Annotated in this window: 20 protein-coding genes; 4 read left to right on the forward strand and 16 right to left on the reverse strand. The window is 62.7% G+C overall.

The features are described from left to right. Window positions 1-33 precede the first annotated feature (33 nt). Window positions 34-930, forward strand: coding sequence for a UTP--glucose-1-phosphate uridylyltransferase (locus tag NKJ20_RS05935; RefSeq protein WP_023676320.1), 897 nt, complete (start codon window positions 34-36; stop codon window positions 928-930). Between the two features lie 149 nt (window positions 931-1,079). Next, complete coding sequence (locus NKJ20_RS05940; RefSeq protein WP_352454691.1) at window positions 1,080-3,500, forward strand: polysaccharide biosynthesis tyrosine autokinase; 2,421 nt, start codon at window positions 1,080-1,082, stop codon at window positions 3,498-3,500. A gap of 15 nt (window positions 3,501-3,515) precedes the next feature. Here NKJ20_RS05940 and NKJ20_RS05945 read toward each other — a convergent pair whose 3' ends face one another. Continuing rightward, window positions 3,516-4,217 carry a metallophosphoesterase family protein gene (locus tag NKJ20_RS05945; RefSeq protein ID WP_352743046.1) on the reverse strand — a complete coding sequence of 234 codons (702 nt, stop codon included), beginning with the start codon at window positions 4,215-4,217 and terminating at the stop codon, window positions 3,516-3,518. A gap of 187 nt (window positions 4,218-4,404) precedes the next feature. After that, the gene (locus NKJ20_RS05950) at window positions 4,405-6,312 is read right to left on the reverse strand and encodes a propionyl-CoA synthetase (RefSeq protein ID WP_352743048.1); all 1,908 of its coding nucleotides are present in this window, start codon (window positions 6,310-6,312) and stop codon (window positions 4,405-4,407) included. 170 nt (window positions 6,313-6,482) lie between these two features. On the opposite strand from NKJ20_RS05950, the gene NKJ20_RS05955 reads away from it, so the two are divergent. Continuing rightward, complete coding sequence (locus NKJ20_RS05955; RefSeq protein WP_352743049.1) at window positions 6,483-7,274, forward strand: DUF2259 domain-containing protein; 792 nt, start codon at window positions 6,483-6,485, stop codon at window positions 7,272-7,274. 277 nt (window positions 7,275-7,551) lie between these two features. On the opposite strand, the gene dhaK is transcribed toward NKJ20_RS05955, so the two are convergent. The 14 genes from dhaK to NKJ20_RS06025 form a co-directional block, all read right to left on the reverse strand. After that, window positions 7,552-8,538 (reverse strand): dihydroxyacetone kinase subunit DhaK, encoded by a 987-nt coding sequence (dhaK, locus tag NKJ20_RS05960; protein ID WP_352743051.1) that lies wholly within the window; start codon window positions 8,536-8,538, stop codon window positions 7,552-7,554. A gap of 26 nt (window positions 8,539-8,564) precedes the next feature. Beyond that, the gene (locus NKJ20_RS05965) at window positions 8,565-8,987 is read right to left on the reverse strand and encodes a hypothetical protein (protein WP_352743053.1); all 423 of its coding nucleotides are present in this window, start codon (window positions 8,985-8,987) and stop codon (window positions 8,565-8,567) included. A gap of 8 nt (window positions 8,988-8,995) precedes the next feature. Next, entirely contained in the window at window positions 8,996-10,612 is a 1,617-nt protein-coding gene (gene ptsP / locus NKJ20_RS05970) for a phosphoenolpyruvate--protein phosphotransferase (protein WP_352743055.1), read from the reverse strand. Continuing rightward, the gene (locus NKJ20_RS05975) at window positions 10,596-10,898 is read right to left on the reverse strand and encodes an HPr family phosphocarrier protein (protein WP_023676329.1); all 303 of its coding nucleotides are present in this window, start codon (window positions 10,896-10,898) and stop codon (window positions 10,596-10,598) included. Before NKJ20_RS05975 ends, ptsP begins: the two co-directional genes overlap by 17 nt. 22 nt (window positions 10,899-10,920) lie before the next feature. Beyond that, a complete protein-coding gene (gene dhaM, locus NKJ20_RS05980; protein ID WP_352469937.1) occupies window positions 10,921-11,310 on the reverse strand; it encodes a dihydroxyacetone kinase phosphoryl donor subunit DhaM in 390 nt (129 codons plus the stop codon). After that, window positions 11,307-11,909 carry a dihydroxyacetone kinase subunit DhaL gene (dhaL, locus tag NKJ20_RS05985; protein WP_352743057.1) on the reverse strand — a complete coding sequence of 201 codons (603 nt, stop codon included), beginning with the start codon at window positions 11,907-11,909 and terminating at the stop codon, window positions 11,307-11,309. The genes dhaM and dhaL overlap by 4 nt, the downstream gene beginning before the upstream one ends. An 81-nt stretch (window positions 11,910-11,990) precedes the next feature. After that, the gene (locus NKJ20_RS05990) at window positions 11,991-13,631 is read right to left on the reverse strand and encodes a dihydroxyacetone kinase subunit DhaK (RefSeq protein WP_352743059.1); all 1,641 of its coding nucleotides are present in this window, start codon (window positions 13,629-13,631) and stop codon (window positions 11,991-11,993) included. A 67-nt stretch (window positions 13,632-13,698) separates the two neighbouring features. Beyond that, window positions 13,699-14,712, reverse strand: a complete 1,014-nt coding sequence (locus tag NKJ20_RS05995) for an ABC transporter ATP-binding protein (RefSeq protein ID WP_023676332.1) — start codon at window positions 14,710-14,712, stop codon at window positions 13,699-13,701. Further along, a complete protein-coding gene (locus tag NKJ20_RS06000) occupies window positions 14,705-15,817 on the reverse strand; it encodes an ABC transporter ATP-binding protein (RefSeq protein WP_023676333.1) in 1,113 nt (370 codons plus the stop codon). The genes NKJ20_RS05995 and NKJ20_RS06000 overlap by 8 nt, the downstream gene beginning before the upstream one ends. Before the next feature lie 3 nt (window positions 15,818-15,820). After that, a complete protein-coding gene (locus tag NKJ20_RS06005) occupies window positions 15,821-16,021 on the reverse strand; it encodes a hypothetical protein (protein ID WP_352743061.1) in 201 nt (66 codons plus the stop codon). Beyond that, window positions 16,018-16,968 (reverse strand): carbohydrate ABC transporter permease, encoded by a 951-nt coding sequence (locus tag NKJ20_RS06010; protein WP_023676335.1) that lies wholly within the window; start codon window positions 16,966-16,968, stop codon window positions 16,018-16,020. Before NKJ20_RS06010 ends, NKJ20_RS06005 begins: the two co-directional genes overlap by 4 nt. Further along, window positions 16,965-17,912 (reverse strand): carbohydrate ABC transporter permease, encoded by a 948-nt coding sequence (locus NKJ20_RS06015; RefSeq protein WP_031211681.1) that lies wholly within the window; start codon window positions 17,910-17,912, stop codon window positions 16,965-16,967. The genes NKJ20_RS06010 and NKJ20_RS06015 overlap by 4 nt, the downstream gene beginning before the upstream one ends. Window positions 17,913-18,038: 126 nt before the next feature. Beyond that, entirely contained in the window at window positions 18,039-19,370 is a 1,332-nt protein-coding gene (locus NKJ20_RS06020; protein ID WP_352454682.1) for an ABC transporter substrate-binding protein, read from the reverse strand. 212 nt (window positions 19,371-19,582) lie between these two features. Continuing rightward, window positions 19,583-20,272: a PIG-L deacetylase family protein gene (locus NKJ20_RS06025; RefSeq protein ID WP_352743063.1), complete on the reverse strand. Its 690-nt coding sequence runs from the start codon at window positions 20,270-20,272 to the stop codon at window positions 19,583-19,585. A gap of 27 nt (window positions 20,273-20,299) precedes the next feature. Between NKJ20_RS06025 and NKJ20_RS06030 the strand changes: the two genes are divergently transcribed. Next, a complete protein-coding gene (locus NKJ20_RS06030; RefSeq protein WP_352743064.1) occupies window positions 20,300-21,190 on the forward strand; it encodes a DMT family transporter in 891 nt (296 codons plus the stop codon). Window positions 21,191-21,253 lie beyond the last annotated feature (63 nt).

The following is a 21,253-nucleotide window of genomic DNA, read 5'->3' on the forward strand; positions in this document are numbered from 1 at the left end:
GGTTGAAATCGATCTCCTCAGAAGGAACATGCAATGAAAAAAGTCAGGAAGGCAGTCATACCGGTGGCGGGGCTCGGAACGCGGTTCCTGCCGGCGACCAAGTCCATGCCGAAGGAAATGCTGCCGGTGGTCGACAGGCCTGTCGTGCAATATGCGGTTGACGAGGCGTTCGAGGCCGGCATCGAGCACATCGTCTTCGTCACCGGCCGCAACAAGGCGGTGATCGAGGACTATTTCGACCTGCATCCTGAACTGATCGGAACCCTGGAGCAGAGCGGCAAGAAGGCGCAACTCGAATCGCTTGAAAGCCTGCTTCCCGTCGCCGGCGCGACGAGCTTCATCCGCCAGCAGTCGCCGCAAGGCCTCGGCCATGCCGTCTGGTGCGCGCGCGAAGTCATCGGTGACGAGCCCTTCGCGTTGCTGTTGCCGGACATGGTATCCTTTGGCGGGCGCGGCTGTCTCGCCGAAGTCGCCGATCTTTATGCGCAGACTGGCGCAAACGTTATTGCCGTCGAGCGTTGCGACCCGACCGAGACCAGCAAATACGGCATTGTCGGGCGCGGCGCGGATGTCGGCACGGGCTTCGAGGTGACGGCCATGGTCGAAAAGCCGGCTCCTGCCAACGCGCCATCGAACTTCTACATCAACGGCCGCTACATCCTGCAGCCCGAGATATTCTCGTTGCTGGCCAGCCAGCAGCGCGGCGCCGGCAACGAGATACAACTGACCGACGCAATGGTGCGTCTCGCACAGACCCAGGCCTTCTTCGCCCAGCCTTTCGACGGCCGCATGTTCGACTGCGGTTCGAAGGAGGGCTTCATTCAGGCCAATGTCGCTTTCGCGCTGGCGCGGGAGGACATGAAGGGCCCGATCTTCGAGATGCTGCAGGAATTCGTCCGGTCGCATCAGCGTCGGGAAGAAGCCGCATAATGCCCATTTTTTCGAGGCATTGTGGGTGCGGCTGATGACGCAGGACAGGCCGTTGCGCCGCGCGCGACGCGCACTGTCCGGCGCAAGGTTTGCACCCTATGTCCCGACCTTCGAGGCGGTAGCGCCTGCAAACTAGAATTGGACCGAAGATGAACTATGCCAATTTTCCTGTCGACAAGAGGACGCCATTGCCGGCTTCTAATGCGGCAAACGCCGAAGACTTCATCGACATCGAGCGCCTGCTTGGCATGGCCGCGCGGCAGGCGAAAGTGGTTGCCGCCTGCGCCGTCATCGGTCTCTTTCTCGGCGTGCTCTATTTGCAGACGACGCCTCCTACCTATGTGGCGACGAGCAGCGTGCTGATCGACGAAGGATTGAACAAGGTCGTCGACGACATTTCGGCGGCGTCGGTCAGCATGCAGACCGACTCCGCCGTTCTGAGCCAGATCGAAATACTACAGTCGGCCAGGCTGGCTGGGGTGGTCGTCGACAAGCTGAAGCTCGATCAGAACGACGCTTTCATGAACCCTCCGACATCGGCCCTGTCGAAGGTTGCTGGCTTTGTGCGCGGTATCGTCCAGTCTGTCCGCCCCAAGCGCGCCGCTAGCACAACCGATGTCACTCAGCTTGATGCTGCGACGCGTGACGCGATCACCGCATCCTCATCGCCCCGTGACTACGCAATCTTCAAACTGCAGACCCAACTCGATGCCGAGCGGATCGGCCGGAGCTTTGTCATCAGCATCTCCTTTCAGGCGACCGATCCGGCGCTTGCGACCGCCATCACCAAGGCCTATGCCGATGCCTATCTAGCCGATCAACTTGATGCCAGCTTCGACGCGACCGAGCGGGCGGCGGTCTGGCTGCAAGGCCGGCTGACCGAGCTTCGTGAGAGCTCCCAGGCGGCTGCACTGGCGGTCGAAAAGTTCAGGGCCGAACACGGATTGGCCGTCAATGACGGCCAGCTGATCAGCGACAAGCAATTGTCCGATCTCAACACCCAGCTGATCGTCGCGCAGGCCGATACCGCACGTGCCGGCGCCCGCTATCAGCAGTACAAGTCGATCGTCGAAAGCGGCTCGGACAATGCGTTCAAGGACGCTGCGATATCGAACGACCAACCGAGCAGCTCGGTCATCACGACGCTGAAGAACCGCTATCTCACCGTATCCAAGCGGCAGCAGGATGTCGAAGCCAATTTCGGCCCGCAACATCCGCAGGCCGTCGCGCTCGCCAAGGAGAAGGCCGACATATCGGCGCAGATTTTCGGCGAGCTGAAGCAACTGACCGAAAGCTACCGCAACGAATACGAGGTCGCTCTGGCGCGCGAAACCGCGCTCCGCGCAAATGTCGCCTTGGCGGCTGGCAAGAGCTCCATCGACAACCAGTCGCAGGTCAAGCTGCGTGAGCTGGACCAAAAGGCGACGGCGCTGTCGACGCTCTACCAGACGTTCCTGAACCGCTATGAGGAGGCCGCCCAGCAGCAATCCTTCCCGGTCGGCAAGATCCGGGTCATCTCGGACGCGACGATGCCGCAGTCGGCCGCAACCCCGCGCACAGCCATCGTGCTGGGGCTTTCGCTGGCGCTTGGCATGATGCTGGGGGCAGGGGTTGGTGGCCTGAATGAATTCAGGGAACGCTTCTTCAGGACCGGCGAGGATGTCCGCGACCGTGTGGGCCTCAAATTCCTCGGCTACCTGCCGGTCATCGGCAAGGCTGGTAAGGATGACCAGCGCAATGGCGGTCAGCCTGACGTCAAAGTCGTTGAATCCAAGTCCGCCAAGTCCTCCAAATCCCAGCCCTCCAAAACATTGTCGGCAGCCGAAAAACGTGCGCGGATGCGGGTAACCGTCGATGCCCCGGCATCGATGTTCTCCGAGACGCTGCGCAACGCCAAGATCGCTTTCGACGTCGTGATGGAGGGCCAGGGCAGCCGGGTCATCGGCGTGGTCTCGGTGCTTCCCGGCGAGGGCAAGTCGACGGTGGCGGCCAATCTTGCCGGGCTGCTTGCCGTCAACGGATCGAAAACGCTGCTGATCGATGGCGACCTGCGCAATCCCGGCCTCAGCCGCAGCCTCGGTATGGAGGCCGAGCAGGGCCTGATGGAAGCTGTGGTGAGCGGGCAGACATGGCAGTCGGTCGGCAAGATCGACCGGCAGACCAAGCTGGCTATCATCCCGGCCGTCCTGCGTGGCCAGTTTTCGCATACCAGCGAGCTTCTGTCTTCAGCCGGCATGCGGCGTTTCATCGATAACGCCAAGGAAACCTTCGAATACATCATCGTCGATCTGCCGCCGCTCGGGCCTGTCGTCGACGCCAAGGCCTTCGCTCCGCTTGTCGACGGCTTCGTGCTGGTCACCGAGTGGGGACGCACGCCGCGTGCGATGGTGCAATCCATGCTCAGCTCGGAGCCCTACATCGCCAAGAAGATCATTGGCGCGGTGCTGAACAAGGTCGAACTGAAGAAGCTGGCCAAATATGGCGCGATCGGCGGCTCGGAAAAATTCTTCGACAAATATTCGAGCTACTATCTGGAAAAATCGGAAGCGCGCACCAAGGCAGCCGCCTGAGCGACGACATCGCGCTCAAGAAAATATCAACCTGGCGCGGTTGTCGACGATCCTGAGGGCGGTCAGCTGGCCGGTTTGGAAGGCGCCGGTGTCTATGCCAAGCCGGCGTCCCTCGAGCTTCGGAGTGTCGACCGGCGTATGTCCGTGCACGACATAGCGGTCGAGAAGATGCGCAGCGTCGAAGAAGTCCGAACGGATATTCAGCAGGTCGTCTTCGTCCTGCGCGGCGAGGTCGATGCCGGGCCTGATGCCGGCATGGACGAACACGAATTTCGCCGAACAGACCATGACCGGCAGCGCGCGCATGAAGCTAATGTGGTCGGCTGGAATGACTTCCCGAATGCGCTTGTCGACCTCCTCGCTTGACCCATAGAGATCGGCCATGCGCGACGGGTCGACGCCGTAGGAAAACAGCGTTTGCAGGCCGCCTATTGCCAGCCACGACTCTCTCGAAATGATCCCGTCGACGTAGTTCAGCATCACGACTTCGTGGTTGCCGGCAAGGCAGATGCGCTGGAAATCACGGAGCGGTGGCGCCAGCAGATGATCGAGCACACGCGCCGACTGGGGTCCACGATCGACGTAGTCGCCAAGCATGATGATGAGCTTGCGCCCTTCGAAGGGCGCCGAATCGAGCAGGATCTTCTGCTCCAGGGCGCGGAGTTCCTTGTAGCAGCCATGCACGTCGCCGATCGCATAGACGACTGCGCCCCGCATATCGATCTCCAGCCGCTGGCGTGCCGCGGCCTGGGGCTTTCTCGATCGCTGGAACAGGGTCACGTATGGCATCTCGCATGGCTGTGGGTGCGTCTCGATTCCGAAACAACATGACGACACCGCGCGTGGATACCACGTCCCGCGCCGGTCGTTCCATACCGGAGCTTCGGACGCAACTCGGCGCCCCTTACAGGCCGATGCTGCGCCGGTTCAGCGCGGCGGTGATCTCGTCGAGGATGGCCGGGTCGTCGATCGTTGCCGGCATGGCCCATTCCTCCTTGTCGGCGATCTTCTGCATGGTGCCGCGCAGGATCTTGCCAGAGCGCGTCTTCGGCAGGCGCTTGATCGTCACCACCGTCTTGAAGGCAGCGACCGGGCCGATCCGTTCGCGCACCAGGGTGACAACCTCATTTTCGATGATGCCGGCGTCGCGGTCGACGCCGGCATTCAGCACGACGAAGCCGAGTGGAACCTGGCCTTTCATAGCATCGGCAATACCGACGACGGCGCATTCGGCGACGTCGGGATGCGCGGCCACAACCTCCTCCATGGCGCCGGTCGATAGCCGGTGGCCGGCGACATTGATGATGTCGTCGGTGCGAGCCATGACATAGAGATAGCCGTCCTCGTCCATCATGCCGGCATCCGCGGTTTTGTAGAAGCCGGGGAACTCGTCGAGATAGGCTTGGCGAAACCGCTCGTCGGCATTCCACAGCGTCGGCAGGCAGCCGGGGGGCAACGGCAATCTCACCACGACATTGCCAAGCGTACCACGCTTGACCTCATGCCCGGCATCGTCGAGCACGCGGATGTCATAACCGGGCATCGGCACGCCGGGCGAGCCGTATTTGACCGGCAGCAGGCCCAGTCCGGCGGGGTTGATGGTCATCGGCGAGCCGGTCTCGGTCTGCCACCAATGGTCGATCACCGGCACGGTCAATTTCTGCTCCGCCCATTTGATGGTTTCCGGATCGGCGCGCTCGCCGGCGAGGAACAGCGTCCGGAATTTGGACAGGTCGTATTTCGGGACGAATTCGCCCTTCGGGTCCTGTCCTTTGATAGCGCGAAAGGCGGTTGGCGCGGTGAACAGCGCGACGACGCCATGCTCGGCGATCACACGCCAATAGGTGCCGGCATCGGGCGTGCCGACCGGCTTGCCCTCGAACAGGATCGTTGTGCAGCCATGCAGCAGCGGGCCGTAGACGATATAGGAATGGCCGACCACCCAGCCGACATCGGAAGCCGCCCAGAACACTTCGCCCGGTTTGACGCCGAACTCGTTTTCCATCGACCATTTCAGCGCGACCATATGGCCGCCATTGTCACGCACGATTCCCTTCGGCTGGCCGGTCGTGCCCGACGTGTAGATGATGTAGAGCGGATCGGTGGCAAGCACCGGAACACAGTCGACATTGGCACCCGCGGCCCGCTCCCGCGCCACGGCGTCGGCATAGTCGATATCGTGGTTTTCCCTGAGTTCGCAGCGCAGTTGGTCGCGCTGCAGGATAAGGCAGCTTTCCGGCTTGTGCCGCGACATCTCGATCGCCTTGTCGAGCAGCGGCTTATAGGCAACGACGCGCCCTGGCTCCAGGCCGCAGGAAGCGGAGATGATCAGCTTCGGCTTGGCGTCGTCGATACGGGTGGCGAGCTCATGCGAGGCAAAGCCGCCGAAGACCACCGAATGCACGGCGCCGATCCGCGCACAGGCAAGCATGGCGAAGGCTGCTTCCGGCACCATCGGCATGTAGATGATGACGCGATCGCCTTTTTGGATGCCACGATTCTTGAGCACCGAGGTCAGCGCGATCACCTCGCGCTTCAACTCGGTATAGGTGAACTTCCTGATTGTGCCGGAAATCGCGCTGTCATGGATCAACGCGATCTGGTCGGCACGGCCGCCCGCCACATGACGATCGACGGCATTGAAGCAGGTGTTGCACGAGGCGCCAATGAACCACCTGCCATAGACGCCGGCATTGGCGTCGAACACCGTCTCAAAGGGCGAGAACCAGTCGATTGCGCCCGCGGCATCGGCCCAGAATTTTTCCGAGTCGCGTTTCCAGTCGTCATAGACCTCGTGGTAGTGTGACGCCATCCAGCTTCCTCCCCAGGAATGTTTGCTGTCCTTGAAATAGCGTATGCTGGTTTGTGTAACCATGTATTTGTGCGTTTCGTTTGCCGTCGTTCTAACTTGGCCGCAAGTGCGGGTCATGGTGGTCTGGGGGCCGGTATCGTTCGAATTTTCGGCATTAGGGGCAGGGCGCGATGAAATTGCGATATGAGCTTGGGTTTGCCGCGGTTGCGACGCTGGCGGTGGTGCTCGCTTCAGCTGCTCAGGCAGGCGACGCGGCGGCTCGGCACGTCATCGGCTTTTCGCCAGACGGCAACTACTTCGCCTTCGAACAGTACGGCACGCTCGATGCCGGTGCTTCGGATTCGGGCTGGTCGGAGATCGACATCATCGACACGCGGACCGATGAGTTCGTCGGCGGCAAGCCGATCGTCATCGCCGACGAGACGGAGGATTCGACATTGACGCTTGCGCAGGCGAGGGCACAGGCCGCCGAACTGGCGGCGCCTTTGCTGGCCACATATGCCATCGCGCCGCGCGGCGAGCGGACTGCCTTGGACAGGTTCACCTTTCCCGACGACATGGTCGCCTACAATGACATTGCGCGCCTCGAGCAGGTTTCGCAAAAATGGCTTTCGCCGGCCTATGACGAGCTTGGCACCATCCAGCTCGAGCAGATCCGTGCCGACAGCACGGCGGATTGTTCAGCGAGTTTCGACGCGACGCAGCAAGGCGAAACGACCGGCAAGGCGCTCGGCTTTCGCCTGACGCTGCAGGGTCAGGACGGCAAGCCGATCAAGCTGCTGCATGAGGACAAGGCGGTGCCCGGTTCGAGGAATTGCCCGACTTCCTACAGCCTGTCGGAATCTTACGCATTCACCCCGGATGGAAAACCGGGCGTGCTTGCGGTGCTCGTGCAGCGCTTCAGCCAGGGATTTGAAGGGCGCGACCGCCGTTTCATCGCCGTGACTGGCCAGGCGCATTGAGGCAACGCGCTGAGACGTAGTCCGCTACCCGAGTTTGTTGTCCCTAAAGCGGGAGGGCAGCGAGCATAAGTCCGACCCCGCCGACGATCAGCAAGGCGGCTGCCAGCACCTTTCCATGGCGCTCGAAACCCGTCGGCGCCCGATCCCAATTGTAACGCATGCTCGAACTCCCCAAACCCGCAGATCTTACGCAGGGTGAGGAGGGCAACTGTCTGGCGATGCGCGGCGTTGCCGATACCGGTCTTGTCACCGACTATTTCTGGGGCATTCTCCGCCGCTACATGCCCCAGCGCAGCGCGGCCGTATGTACCGGTGCATCCCACCAAACAGCCGCCTCGTCGTCGAGCATGCTCAGCGTGATCGAACAGCCGGCCATATCGAGCGAGGTCACATAGGACCCGACCAGCGACCGGATCACCGTCACGCCGTGCTTCTCGAAGATTTTGCGGGCGCTGTTGTACATCAGATAAAGCTCCATCAACGGCGTGCCGCCAAAGCCGTTGACGAAGAGCAGCGCCTGGCCTCTGGCACCGTCGCCCAGGTCACCCAGGATTGCGGTACAGATCTCCTCGGCGATAGCATCGGCGCTTTTCAATGTGTCGCGCCGCCTCCCAGGCTCGCCGTGGATGCCGACCCCGAACTCCATCTCGCCGTCGCCGATATCGAAGGTCGGCTTGCCCGCCGCCGGCACGGTGCAACTGGTCAGCGCCACGCCCATCGAGCGTGTTGCGCCATTGATGCGCTCGCCGAGCGCCTTCAACGGCTCCAGTGCCATGCCTTGCTCGGCCGCCGCGCCGACGATTTTCTCGACCACCAGCGTGCCGGCGACGCCGCGCCGGCCGGTGGTGTAGGACGAGTTTTCGACCGCAACGTCGTCATTGGTCACGATTTGCATCACGCCTTCCGACATTTCAGCGGCCATGTCGAAATTCATCACGTCGCCCTCGTAGTTCTTGACGATGAACAGGCAGCCGGCGCCCGTATTGACGACTTCGGCCGCCGCCATCATCTGGTCAGGCGTCGGCGAGGTGAATACCTGGCCGGGGCAGGCCGCATCCAGCATGCCGTGCCCGACGAACCCGCCATGTAGCGGCTCGTGACCCGAGCCGCCACCGGAGATCAGCGCCACCTTGCCCGGTGTGACCAGCTTGCGGCGGACAAATTTGTGTTCCTCGCCAAGCGCCAGGATATCGGCATGCGCGGCAACGAAGCCGTCCAGGCTCTCGGTCAGCACCGTATCGACCGAATTCAAAAATTTCTTCATGGCCGTCCTCCCGAAATAGCCCAGCGTCAGCTGCCCTTGCCGGCGATGCTGGTGATCTTCTGGATGAAATCGTTGACCGCCCGGTCGAGCGCCGCGTTCTGCTTGTCGTCGCCGAAATCGGGAACGATCAGCGAGACATGGCGTGTCTTGCGCAAGCCTGCGGCCAGCGACATCTTTCCCGGATGCGCCCGATGGTAGGCCTCAAGGAAATGATCGCGTTCGGCCGGGCTGAAATGGCAGACGGAGAAGATAGCCGGCAAATGCTTCGACGGGATCGGCGTCGAATAGGCCGGGCTGGAAATCTGCGTGACGAAGCTGCGATGCTTGCCCAGCGCATCAGCGAGGCGCTGGCGCATGCCGGACGGGCGCTGGTCGATCACCTGCGACAGGATCGTCTTGTAGGCGCGGATTGCCTCTTCGGGGCCGGATTGCGACGTCTTGTCTGCCATACCGGGGCCTAGATCGAAACGTCCGCGATGGCCGCCTTGGCCATCGCGAGTTGGGCGGGAGCGACGGAGAGGTCACGCAGGCCGGTTTCGAGCAGCGCCGGGATCGAGGCGGGGTCGCCGCCGGCATCGCCACACAGGCTGACCGGGATATTATACTCGCGACCGAAGGCGGCAACCGAGGCGATCAGCCGGAGCACGGCCGGGTGCCTGACCGAATTCAGATGCGCGACCGACGCATTGTCGCGCGCGGCGGCCATCACGTATTGGGTCAAATCATTCGAACCGATCGAGAAGAAGGCGGCCTTGGCGAATGCCTCCGGTGCGATGGCCACCGACGGCACCTCGACCATGATGCCAAGCGGCGGCATTTTGTGCGCGATGCCGCGCGCCAAAAGGTCAGCCTGCTCCTCAGCGAACAGCGCGGTGGCGCGTTCATACTCTTCCGGAACGGCGATCATCGGGAACATTACCTTCAGATTGCCGCGCATGGCGGCACGTAGCAAGGCGCGGATCTGCACGCGAAAGACCTCCGGACGCATCAGCGACAGCCTGATCCCGCGCAGGCCAAGGAATGGGTTACCTTCCTCGACGGTCAGGCCCGGCACAGGTTTATCGCCGCCCGCATCGACAGTACGGATCGTCACCGGCCTGTCGCCTGCCCATTCCAGCACTCTACGGTAGGCGCGATATTGCGTCTCCTCGTCCGGCAGCGTCTTGCCGAACAGGAATTCGGTCCGCATCAGCCCGACACCGTCGCACGCCGCAGCATCGATGCGGTCGACATCGGACGGATCGGCAATATTCACCTGCACGTGGACCGATATGCCGGTCTTCGTTGCTGCCGGCCTTGTCAAATAGGCTGCCGCTTTGTCGCGATGCGCCGCGAAAGACGATGACGATCGCCGGAATGCATCGATCTCCGCTTTCGAAGGCGCCAACACGATGCCGCCATGTTCGGCATCGAGCAGTGCGATTCCGGCAAGGTGAGCCGGCGAAGCACCGGGCCCGGCTACCCCACGCGCTACGAGCCCCAACCCCACCACCATTGGCACGCCGCGTGAGCGTGCCAGCATTGCGACATGACTTGCGGCACTTCCGGCCGTAAGTGCTATGCCGCCGCCGGCACTCCAGTCGGTTTCGAGGAAGCGCGTCGGTGCGATATCCTCGCCGTAGAAGATCGCACCTGCCGGCGCGGCAATGTCGCCGCCCCCGGCAAGCGCGCGTAGCACCTGGTCGCGTATGTCGCGCATGTCGGCCGCGCGCGCCCGGAAATAGTCCTGCTCGGATGTTTCATAGCCGGCTATCTCGGCGTCGAGCGCTTTTCGCCAGGCCACATCAGCAGCCATGCCCTCGGCAATTCGCGCAAAGGCCGGGCCGGTCAGCGCGTCGTCCTCCACCATGGCGAGCTGGAATTCGAGGATCCCGGCCGCCTCGCTGTCGCTGGTTTCGATCAATGTCGCGAGCCGGCCTGCGGCAATGGAAATGGCGGCCTCAAGCGCCGCCTTCTCGTCCCCGGCAGTCGCCTTGCGGACATAACGCACAGCAGCCTGGTCCAGATTGAACAGCGGCCCCTCGGCATAGCCGGCCGATGCCGAAATGCCCTGCAGCCTAAGCGGTTCGGGCATGGTCCTTGCCTTCGTCGAAATCGCGCCGCACCAGCTCGACCAGTGCGCCGACCGCCTCGCCGGCGCCGTCCCCTTTGGCTCTGATATGCAGGACAGTGCCTTTCGGCGCTTTCGCCGCCATCACCTTGACGATGCTCTTGGCGTCGAACCATGGCCCGTTGGCGGCGAGCGCAATCTCGACGTCGGCCGAAAACGTCTTGGCAAGCTTGGTGAACTTCACCGAAGGACGCGCATGCAGTCCCACCTCATGGGTGATCAGGACGCTGGCTTCGGCTGCTGCGGACATGCTTGTCAAAATTCCCGTTCGTTCACGACGGCGACAATTCGTGCGCCGTCGCCACCACTTCCCTGAGCGAGGCGCCGCCGGAAGCCTCGGTCGCCGCCATCACCGCGCCTTCGACGATCGGCGCATTGCAGACGATGATCTTCTGGGCGCGTGGTTCGCCGATCATCTCGACCGCCATCTCGCTATTGGTCTCGGCACCGCCGAGATCGACGAGGATCGCGACCCCCGCCTCCGACCAGGCCTTGTCGATGGCGTCCATGATCGCCTCGACATTGGTTCCCAGCCCGCCATGGCCGTTTCCCCCGCACCATGCAAGCGGCACTTCGTTGCCGACCATCTGCCGCACCATGTCGGCGGTGCCTTCGGCGACCAGCGGCGAATGCGATACGATGACGATGCCGACATTGCTCATGCGCGCCTCTCGATTGCCTCCGCTACGGCCCGCACCAGAAGCGCAGTCGAGCGTGCGCCGGCATCCATATGACCGATCGAACGGTCGCCAAGGAACGAGGCGCGCCCACGCAGCGCCTTCATCGGCACGGTCGCGTCGGCCGCGTTGTCGGCGATCTCGACGATGTCCGCTGCCGTCTTTCCCTGCAGCAGGGCCTCATGCACCGGCTGCAGCACGTCGAGCATGGTTTTTTGCCCGGCCTGCGACTTGCCTCTGGCTGCAACCGCGTCGATCGCCTTGCCGAAGGCCGCCGCCAGGTCGGCGCGACCTGGCGCGGCGGAAATCTCCTTGCCGAGCGCCATGAACAGCGTGCCGAACAACGGACCGGAGGCTCCGCCGACGGTCATCACCAGTTTGGTGCCGATCGCCTTCAGCGCCTCGGGCAACGGCTTTGCCGCAAACGCGCCGGCCTCGGCCCGCACTGCCTCGAAGCCGCGTTTCATGTTGAGCCCATGGTCGCCGTCGCCGATGGCCTGGTCGAGACTGGTCAGCTCGTCGGCATGTGCGGCGATCGTGTTTGCCGCCGCCTCGATCAGCCTGGAAATATCCGCCGCCGCCATGTCACCCATGCTCCTGGCCCCTGCGCTGCCGGCAGTACGAGAAAATTGCATATCCGGCAATTGAAGCATTTTTTTCCCCAGTCAAGCGGGTTCGAGCAACGCAGCGAGGGCAGTGAAGACCTCGGCGACGGCAAAGGCGCCGGGGTCGACCACGCCGTCGAGCTGGCTGCCAATATAGGCGGACCGCCCGGCCTTGGCCTTGCGCATGGCAGCGGTGGCCTCGGCTCCGCGTTGCGCCGCGACCGCCGCATCTTCCAGACTCCCCCTATCCAGCGCCCTCAAGGCGGGTTCCAGGGCATCGATCATCGTGCGATCGCCGACCCTCGCTCCACCATAGAAGGACATCCGATCGAGGCCGGCGAGAAGCGCCTTGGGAAGCGTTTCGCCAGACTCCAGCGCCTGCGCGGCGGCGGTGAAGAAGATCGACAACAGCACGCCGCTAGAGCCGCCCATGCTGGCGCTCAGGATGTCGCCGACGACGGCGAGCGTTGCGGCAGGGTCAGCGAGCGGCAGTGTCGCAATGCGACCAAGCACGCTGCGCGCACCGGCCGCCACAGTCGATCCGGTGTCACCGTCTCCCGCCTTGGCATCCAGTCCGTTCAACGCGCCTTCAAGCGAGATCAGCCGTTCGCAGACCGCGACAACCAACCGGTCGGTGCGTGCGTCCTGGCTGGCTTTCGACGCGTTCGGGCCGGCGGCTTTGGCCATCGGCACGACGCTGGCTTGGCGAGCGGCTCTTGCCGGCAGCCAGGCGTGAGGGCCTACCGGCGCCCGCAACGCCGCTTCGCGCGACGCATCGAGCCGGATCAGCGACAGGGAAAAGCCGTTCATGTTGAGCGCGGTCACAAGCTGCCCGGGCCCGATTGTCAGCGTCACCTTTTGTGCCAGCGGTGAAGCCAATACCGCATTGGCGACAAGCAACATTTCCAGCGGTGGCACCGAACCGAGATTATTGATCAGCAAGGCGTAGTCGCTGACCGGATCGAGCCGCGCGGCAAGGCGCTCCGACATGATCGCAACCAGCCTTTCGGCACTTTGCACCGCAATCCGCTCAACGCCCGGTTCGCCATGGATGCCGAGGCCGAGTTCAGCGTCGTCGGCGCCAAATCTTTCGTCATGGCTCTGACCGGGGATCGAGCAGGATGACAGCGATATGCCGAGCGAAACGATATCCGCCGCCGCTGCCCGCGCCGCAGCGGCAACCGTCGCCAGGTCAATGCCGACTTCCGACAGATGGCCGGCGATCTTGTGCACGAACAAGGTGCCGGCCACGCCACGCGGCTGGGCAATGTCCGGCAGGGCGATATCGTCGGCGACAATTACCATCTCGACCCGAAAACCTTCGGCGCGCGCCTTCTCGGCTGCCAGGCCGAAGTTGAGGCGATCGCCGGTATAGTTCTTGACGATCAGCAGGCACCCGGCGGGACCGGTCACCGCGCGGATGGCGGCCAATACCGCTTCCACGCTCGGCGAAGCAAAGATCTCGCCCGAAACCGCCGCCGTCAGCATGCCAATGCCGACAAAGCCGGCATGGGCAGGTTCGTGCCCGGCCCCGCCGCCGGAAATGACCGCGACCTTGCTCTTATCCCAGTCCGCGCGGAGAATGACCTTGATCTCGGGATAGCCGTCGAGGCGAGCGAGATCGCCGGCGCCGGTCGTACCGAGGAAGCCGTCCAGGGCCTCAGTTACGATCGTATCCCTGCGATTGAAAAAATGCTTCATCGAATTGGTCCAGTCCGGTGCCCGAAATTGCCGGTTGAAAGGTGCCAGGAAAACACTCGCGCAGCGCTCACATCAGCCGTCGCCCATCGGGGCCGAAATACAGCGGCGAGCGATAGCGGATCATGATCTTGTCGCCCTGAGCCAGGTCGGTGTCGGGGTCGGTTAGCGTCACCAGCTTCCTGGTCCCCACCGTCACATGCAGATGGTTCTGGTCGCCGAGATGCTCGACCCAATCGACGACGCCGTCGGCATGGCCGTTCGCCGCCTTCTCGATCGAAAGATGTTCGGTGCGAGCACCGATCGTCTTTGTTCCCGCCGGCGCGCCGCCATCCGGCAGCAGTCCGACCGGCAACAAATTGATTGCCGGTTGGCCGAGCCGTGCGGCGACGTGTAGGTTTGCCGGCTCAGAATAGATCGTGCGCGGGGAACCGATCTGCACCAGCACGCCGTCGGCGAGAATGCCGATGCGGTCGGCCATGGTCATCGCTTCGATCTGGTCGTGCGTGACGTAGAGCATTGTGGCGCCGAGTTCCGCCTGGATGCGCTTCAGCTCTAGCCTGAGATCGGCGCGCAGCTTGGCGTCGAGCGACGACAGCGGCTCGTCCATCAGGTAGATCGACGGCTTGCGCACCAAAGCGCGGCCGATGGCGACGCGCTGCATCTCGCCGCCAGAGAGTTTGGTCGAGCGATTATTCAGCTTGTGGTGGATGCGCACCATCTTGGCCACGTCCTCGACGCGGCGGCGGATCTGATCCTCCGGCATTTTCCGTGCTGGCGAGCGCAGCGGAAAGGCGAGGTTGTCGTAAACCGACAGATGCGGATAGAGCGAATATTGCTGGAATACGAAAGCGGTGTCGCGCTCGGCCGGCGACAGCGTCGTCGTGTCGTGGCCGGCAATATGGATCGAGCCCGCTTCCGGACGCTCCAACCCGGCGATCAGCCTGAGCGTCGTCGTCTTGCCGGCGCCGGTCGGCCCGAGCAGCACGACGAATTCCCCGTCGGCGATATGCAGGTCGAGATTGTCGACGGCGACATGCTCGCCAAAAGCCTTGGTCACGCTTTTGATGTGAACGTCAGCCATGATGTGCTCTCCCCTGGGAGGCCGAGTCATGGATTTCGGTGCGCACCGCACGCCCGGATCCTTTTGCGAACAGCGACAGCCGCGCGCTGCTCAGCGCCAGGCCCACATGATCGCCCGGATTGAGCCGGATTTCGGCCGGCACCCTAGCCTTGATGATGCCGTCCGCTGTCTCCACCGCGACGATCTGAGTGGTGCCGAGATATTCCGTGCCGTAAATAGCACCGCGCAGCTTCGAAGCGTCGTCGAAGCGGATGTGCTCCGGTCGGATGCCAAGCGCCATCTCGGCCGGCGCGACGTCCTCGCGGATCTCCGGCACGGCCACCTTCGCTCCTTGCACAACAATTTCCCTGGCGCCCTTTGAAAGCCCGCCGCCGAAGCCGAGGAAATTCATCGGCGGCGAGCCGATGAAGTCGGCGACGAACATCGTCGCCGGCCGGTCGTAGATCTCGCGCGGCGTGCCGAACTGCTCGATGACGCCGTGGTTCATCACCGCGATCTTGTCGGCCATCGACATCGCTTCCATCTGGTCATGCGTGACATAGACGGTGGTGGCGTGGATGCGGTTGTGCAGTTCTCGCAATTCATGGACCATCAGGTCGCGGAATTCGGTGTCGAGCGTGCCGAGCGGCTCATCCATCAGGAAACATTTTGGCCGCCGTACGATGGCGCGGCCGAGCGCCACGCGCTGGCGATCGCCGCCGGCAAGCCCGGAGACCGATTTGTTGAGCAGATGGTCGATCCGCAAAAGCTTCGCCGTCTCCTCCACTCGGCTCCGGATTTCAGCGCCTGGCATGCCTTGCGCCAGCAGTGGAAAGCCGATGTTCTTCCGCACATTCATGTGCGGATAGAGCGCGAACAGCTGGAAGACGAAGGCGATGTCGCGCTCGCGGGCACGCCGCATGGTGACGTCCTCGCCGCCAAGCAGGATCTTGCCGCCGGTCGGCAGTTCGAGCCCGGCGATCATGCGCAACGTCGTCGTCTTGCCGCAGCCGGACGGCCCCAGCATGACGAAGAATTCGCCGTCCTCGACGACGAAGTTGGAATCCTGCACGGCGACGAAATCGCCGAATGCCTTCCTCAGATGTTCGACCCTGATCTCGGCCATCGTCTACTCCGGAAATTTCGAGACGATGATGAACATCGCCGTGCCCGCAAGCATGGTGATGAAGGAATAGGTGTAGAGCACCAGTGCGAAGGGCTGGAACAGCATCAGGAAGCCGATGGCGATGATCGCGGTGGCGACGTTTTCCATCAGCCCGCGCCTGGCCCAGACGGGCCAGCGCGATTTGCGTTTTGCGATCATGCTCATTTACGCACCGCGCCAAAGGTGATGCCGCGCAGCAATTGCTTGCGAAGCAGGATGGTGAAGACCAGGATTGGCACCAGGAAGATCGTCGTGCCGGCCGCGACCGCCGGCCAGTCCTGACCGCCTTCGCCGATGATGGTCGGGATGAAGGGCGGCGCGGTCTGCGCCGTGCCCGAGGTCAGTAGCGCAGCGAAGGCATATTCGTTCCAGGCAAAGATCAGGCAGAAGATGGCGGTTGCGGCAATACCGGTGGTCGCCTGCGGCAGTACCGTGCGCCAGAACGCCTGCAGCCTGGTGTAGCCGTCGATCATCGCCGCTTCTTCATATTCGCGCGGGATCTCGTCGATGAAGCCTTTCAGCAGCCACACCGCCAAGGACACGTTGACCGCCGTATAAAGCAGGATCATGCCGAGAGCCGTGTCCGACAGGCCAAGCTCCCGGTACATCAGGTAGATCGGGATGGCGACGGCGATCGGCGGCATCATCCGCGTCGACAGGATGAAGAACAGAAGGTCGTCGGCGAGCGGCACCTTGAAGCGCGAAAAACCATAGGCCGACAGCGTGCCGAGGAACACCGCGCAAAACGTCGAGCCGAACGCGATGATCAGCGAATTGACGAAGCGCGGCATGAAGTTGGACGGGCCGGCGATCACCATGTTGCGCTTGCGCACCGTCTCGTCGCACAGGCCCGTCGCCGGTCCCAGCGAGTTGATGTATTCCGGTGTTTGCCGAGTCCGGGTCGAGAACAGGTTGCAGTAGCCCTCGAGGCTGGGCTGGAACAGGATCTTCGGCGGATAGGCGATCGAATCCGGCGGCGTCTTGAAGCTGGTGGCGAAGATCCACAGCAGCGGCACGATCGAGATCAGCGCGTAGGCGACGATGATCGTGCCGGCGACGCGCTTCGACGTGGCCGACGGCGCGACAACGGAATGGGCTGACGTCAGGCTCATCTCTGCTTCACCTTGTTGAGCGCCTTGACGTAGATGTTTGCGAGGCCAAACACTGCGACGAACAGGATGATGGCGAAGGCCGAGGAATAGCCCGTCCGCCAGCTTTCGAAGGCCTGCCGCTTCAGCGTGATCGAGGCCACTTCGGTGGTCGATCCCGGCCCGCCGCCGGTGAGCAAATTGACCATGTCGAACATCTTGAAGTTCTCGATGCCGCGAAACAGCACCGCCAGCATGATGAAGGGCAGCGCCATCGGCAGCGTGATCGACCAGAACTGCCGCCAGTTGGAGGCGCGGTCGACCTCGGCCGCTTCGTAGATGTATTCGGGGATCGAGCGCAGGCCGGCGAGGCAGATCAGCATCACGTAAGGCGTCCACATCCAGGTGTCGACGATGATGATCGACCATGGCGCCAGTGACACGTTGGAGAGCATGCTGATTTCGGTTGCCGGAATGCCGGTGACGAACGAAACGGCATAGGCGAACAGCCCGATCTGCGGCTCGTAGAGGAAGCGCCAGAAATTACCGACCACCGCCGGCGACAGCATCATCGGCACCAGGATGATTGTCGTCCAGAAGGCGTGGCCGCGAAACTTGCGGTCGATCAGCCAAGCCAGCGTGAAGCCGATCAGCGTCTGCAGCAGGATGGTCCAGAACACGAAATGCGCCGTCGTCTGCATGGCGATCCAGATGTCCTGGTCGGCGAGGATGCGCTTGTAGTTTGCCAGCCCAAGGTTCTTCACAACCTCGTTGGGCCGATTGGCGCGAAAATTGGTGAAGGACAGATAGATTGCCCAGAACAGCGGAAAGATGTTGATAGCTAAAAGCAACAGGATCGTCGGCGAGATGAACAGCCAGGCGAGGCCCTTGTCGCTGATGCCCCGGACCTTGCGGGCCAACGGCTCGGGCGTAGCCCGGGCAACGCTGTCCGCCGTCCGATTGAGCATGGTCAGTCCTGCTTCGGTCACTTGGCTCGTCTCGACAATGGAATTTATCTGAACTGTGTCCCGTGCCAAGTGGCACGGGACGGTTCGGTCACGGGCTCGGGAGGAGCCGGTTACATCTTGCCCCGGCTACATCTTGCCATCGTCCTGGAAGACCTCGGTCCAGTCCTTGACGAGGCCGTCGAGCGCATCCTTGGCTGAGCCTTGCCCGGCAACGACATAGTCGTGGAAGCGCTTCTGCGATGCCTGCAACAGCGGGGCATAGCTCGGCTCGGCCCAGAAGTCCTTCACGATGGCCATCGAGTCGAGGAAGGTCTGCGCGTAGGGCTGGCTGGCCGGGAAGGCCGGGTCCTTGACGACCGCGTTGAGGCAGGAATAGCCGCCGAGCGACCACCATTTGGACTGCACGTCCTTGTTGGCGAACCATTTGATGTATTTGAGCGCGGCTTCCTGCTTGTCGGAATAGGAGACCACCGAGATGCCTTGGCCGCCGAGCTGGGCGAACTGGTCCCCGTCCGGACCTTTGGGATTGACGAAATAGCCGATCTTGTCGCCGCCGACATTCTCGTCCTTCTGCAGGCCTGGCCAGGTGAAGGCGAAGTTCATGTGCATCGCCACCTGGCCGGATTTGAAGGCATCGACGCCTTCGCCCATGTAGCTGTTCGAGGCGCCGGGAGGGGTGCAGCAATCGTAGAGGGCTTTGTAGAACTCCAGGCCCTTCACCGATTTATCGGAGTTGACGAAGCCTTCCATCTCGTAGGGCTTTTTCGGGTTTTCGTACTGGAAGCCGAAGCTGTAGAGCACGTCCATGGCGCCCATGGTGATGCCTTCCGAGCCGCGCTCGGTGTAGATCGACGCGCCATAGACGGTCTTGCCGTCGATGTCGCGCTTCTGGAAGAATTCGGCGATCTGCTTCAATTGGTCGAAGGTCGTCGGCGGGCCGAGATCCCAGCCGTACTTTTCCTTGAATTCCTTCTGCAGCTCCGGCTTGGAGAACCAGTCCTTGCGGTAAGTCCAACCGACGACGTCACCCATGGCCGGCAGCGCCCAGTAATTCGGCGAGTTCTTCGGCCATTCCGAATAGCCGACGACGGTCGCCGGCACGAAATCGTCCATGCTGATCTTCTCCTTGTCGAAGAAGTCGTTCAGCTTGACGTAATGGCCGTTCTCGGCGGCACCGCCGATCCACTGGCTGTCGCCGATGATGAGGTCGCACAGCTTGCCGTGCGAATTCAGCTCGTTGAGAAAGCGATCGGCATAGTTGGTCCACGGCACGAATTCGAATTTCATGCCGATGCCGGTTTCCTTGGTGAAGTCCTTGGACAATTCCACAAGCGCGTTGGCCGGGTCCCAGGCTGCCCAGCAAAGCGTCAGATCTTCTGCCTGCGCGACATTCGAAACGGCTGTCGACGCAAAGAGTGTCGATGCCAGTCCCAACGCCAATTTCAAGGTCGATTTCATGCCTTCCTCCCATTTGCGAAACGCGTCCGGATGACGGTTTCAAGAGCCCGCTAAACCCCTCCTCCGGGGCCCAAACACAACGACGCGGCGGCGCACCGGATGTTTAGTAATTTGTTTAGTGATGCAATTTTTACTAAACAAGGCAAGCGAATTCGTTGCTGCATCGCAGCATGCTGGATAGGAAAGCAACGTGAGAAGTTGCGGCGACCTGCCTAGGTCACCGTCTTGTTGCTGACGGCCACCGGACGGATCACTGGGGCCGGCGGCAGCAGCGCGCGGATATCGGCGAAGGGGAAGACTGGCTCGAAGCGGAAGGCCTCGGCGAACGATCCGGCTGGGCCGTTGCACTGGCCGGCGCGAAAGGCGTTCTGCGTGCGCGCCGCGTCGACGAAACGCTCGGGATCCTGCGACTGGTGCGCCCGGATCGCCTCCGCCTTGAGATCGAAATGCCTGGAGGTATCGACGTAGTGCGTTGGCGAAAACCCGGTGCCGCCGAACGTGTCGGCATGTAGCACCGGCACCGAGAATGACGCTGCGATGCGCACGCCATCCGACAGCGCGCGGTGGTCGCCATGATAGTCGTTCGGCGCATGCGTTATCACCAGATCCGGCCCTATCTCGCCGATCAGTGCTTTGAGCGCCCCGATCAGCGCGGCATCCGCGACCAGCCCGCCATCGGGAAAGTCGAGGAAGCGCGGCGTCACGCCAAGCAGGCCGGCCGCCGCCGTCGCCTCCTTGCGGCGCGTGCGGGCAAGTGCGGCCGGATCGCCATAGCCGCCCCTGGCGCCATCCGTGGCTATGGCAAAAAAGAGTTCTGCGCCTTGCGCGGCATAGGCGGCCATCGTACCGAACATGAAGATCTCGATGTCGTCCGGATGCGCGCCAAGCGCCAATATCTTCACTCTCATCTCTCCCGGAAATGGAAAAACGTGCCCAACGGAATTCTGCTCGCGCTCATCGCCTATGCAAGCTATTCGTGCAGCGACGCGGTTGTCAAAAGCCTGGGCGGGCAGTTCAACGTCTTCGAGATCGGCTTCTTCTCGACATTGTTTGCCGGCTGCTTTCTGCTCTTTGCCAGGCCGGCAGGCGAGCGCTGGCTCGATTTCTGGCGCACCAACCGGCCCTGGGCGGTACAGGCCCGGGCCTGGGCCGGCATCGCCTCGGGCGTGCTCAGCGTCTATGCCTTCACCACCATCCCGCTGGCGGAAGTCTATGCGCTCATCTTTCTGGCGCCGCTGTTCGTCACTATCCTGGCCACGCTGGTCCTCAAGGAAAAGGTCGGCCCATGGCGGTGGCTGGCGGTCGTCGCCGGCTTTGCCGGGGTCATGCTGGTCGTCAGGCCGGGGTTTCGCGAATTGCATCTTGGTCATCTGGCGGCGTTCACCATCGCCTTCCTGGCCGCCACCAATGTCATCCTGATGCGTTCGCTCGCCGCGCAGGAAAAGCGCACAACGATGCTCGGCGTGCTGATCGGCTACGGCCTGCTCTTCAACGGCGTCGGTGCGGCGGCTACCTCGTTCTCGCTGCCGGATGGCAGGCAATGGGCCTGGCTGGTGCTGGCCGGCGGCTTTACCGCCGGCGGCCAGCTGCTGCATCTGCTGGCGGTCAAATACGCGCCGGCCAACCGCATCGCGCCGACGCATTACTCGCAGATCGTCTGGGCGGTGGTTCTAGGTGCGCTGTTCTTCAGGGAATATCCGGATTTTCTGTCGCTGGTCGGCTTGGCCGTGGTCGGCGGTTCCGGCCTGCTGACGATGGTGCGCGAGGAGGTGCGGCTCGGCACGGTGCGCTGGAACCCGTTTTCGCGGACCAGGCTTTGAGTCGGCGCCGAGGTTGCGTCGCGACCGCCACCGCTGATATGCGGTCGCTGCCAACTGGCTGCA

Source organism: Mesorhizobium sp. M0185, assembly GCF_040322175.1.
Classification (GTDB): Bacteria; Pseudomonadota; Alphaproteobacteria; order Rhizobiales; family Rhizobiaceae; genus Mesorhizobium.

Coding starts and splice junctions, on each gene's coding strand:
- NKJ20_RS05940 (WP_352454691.1), top strand. CDS start 1,080: ATGAACTATGCCAATTTTCCTGTCGACAAGAGGACGCCATTGCCGGCT.
- NKJ20_RS06010 (WP_023676335.1), bottom strand. CDS start 16,968: ATGAGCCTGACGTCAGCCCATTCCGTTGTCGCGCCGTCGGCCACGTCG.
- dhaM (WP_352469937.1), bottom strand. CDS start 11,310: ATGAGCAATGTCGGCATCGTCATCGTATCGCATTCGCCGCTGGTCGCC.
- ptsP (WP_352743055.1), bottom strand. CDS start 10,612: ATGCCCGAACCGCTTAGGCTGCAGGGCATTTCGGCATCGGCCGGCTAT.
- NKJ20_RS06020 (WP_352454682.1), bottom strand. CDS start 19,370: ATGAAATCGACCTTGAAATTGGCGTTGGGACTGGCATCGACACTCTTT.
- NKJ20_RS05965 (WP_352743053.1), bottom strand. CDS start 8,987: ATGGCAGACAAGACGTCGCAATCCGGCCCCGAAGAGGCAATCCGCGCC.
- NKJ20_RS06005 (WP_352743061.1), bottom strand. CDS start 16,021: ATGAGCATGATCGCAAAACGCAAATCGCGCTGGCCCGTCTGGGCCAGG.
- NKJ20_RS05935 (WP_023676320.1), top strand. CDS start 34: ATGAAAAAAGTCAGGAAGGCAGTCATACCGGTGGCGGGGCTCGGAACG.
- NKJ20_RS05950 (WP_352743048.1), bottom strand. CDS start 6,312: ATGGCGTCACACTACCACGAGGTCTATGACGACTGGAAACGCGACTCG.
- NKJ20_RS05945 (WP_352743046.1), bottom strand. CDS start 4,217: ATGCGGGGCGCAGTCGTCTATGCGATCGGCGACGTGCATGGCTGCTAC.
- dhaK (WP_352743051.1), bottom strand. CDS start 8,538: ATGAAGAAATTTTTGAATTCGGTCGATACGGTGCTGACCGAGAGCCTG.
- NKJ20_RS06000 (WP_023676333.1), bottom strand. CDS start 15,817: ATGGCCGAGATCAGGGTCGAACATCTGAGGAAGGCATTCGGCGATTTC.
- NKJ20_RS05995 (WP_023676332.1), bottom strand. CDS start 14,712: ATGGCTGACGTTCACATCAAAAGCGTGACCAAGGCTTTTGGCGAGCAT.
- dhaL (WP_352743057.1), bottom strand. CDS start 11,909: ATGGCGGCGGCGGATATTTCCAGGCTGATCGAGGCGGCGGCAAACACG.
- NKJ20_RS05955 (WP_352743049.1), top strand. CDS start 6,483: ATGAAATTGCGATATGAGCTTGGGTTTGCCGCGGTTGCGACGCTGGCG.
- NKJ20_RS05990 (WP_352743059.1), bottom strand. CDS start 13,631: ATGAAGCATTTTTTCAATCGCAGGGATACGATCGTAACTGAGGCCCTG.
- NKJ20_RS05975 (WP_023676329.1), bottom strand. CDS start 10,898: ATGTCCGCAGCAGCCGAAGCCAGCGTCCTGATCACCCATGAGGTGGGA.
- NKJ20_RS06015 (WP_031211681.1), bottom strand. CDS start 17,912: ATGCTCAATCGGACGGCGGACAGCGTTGCCCGGGCTACGCCCGAGCCG.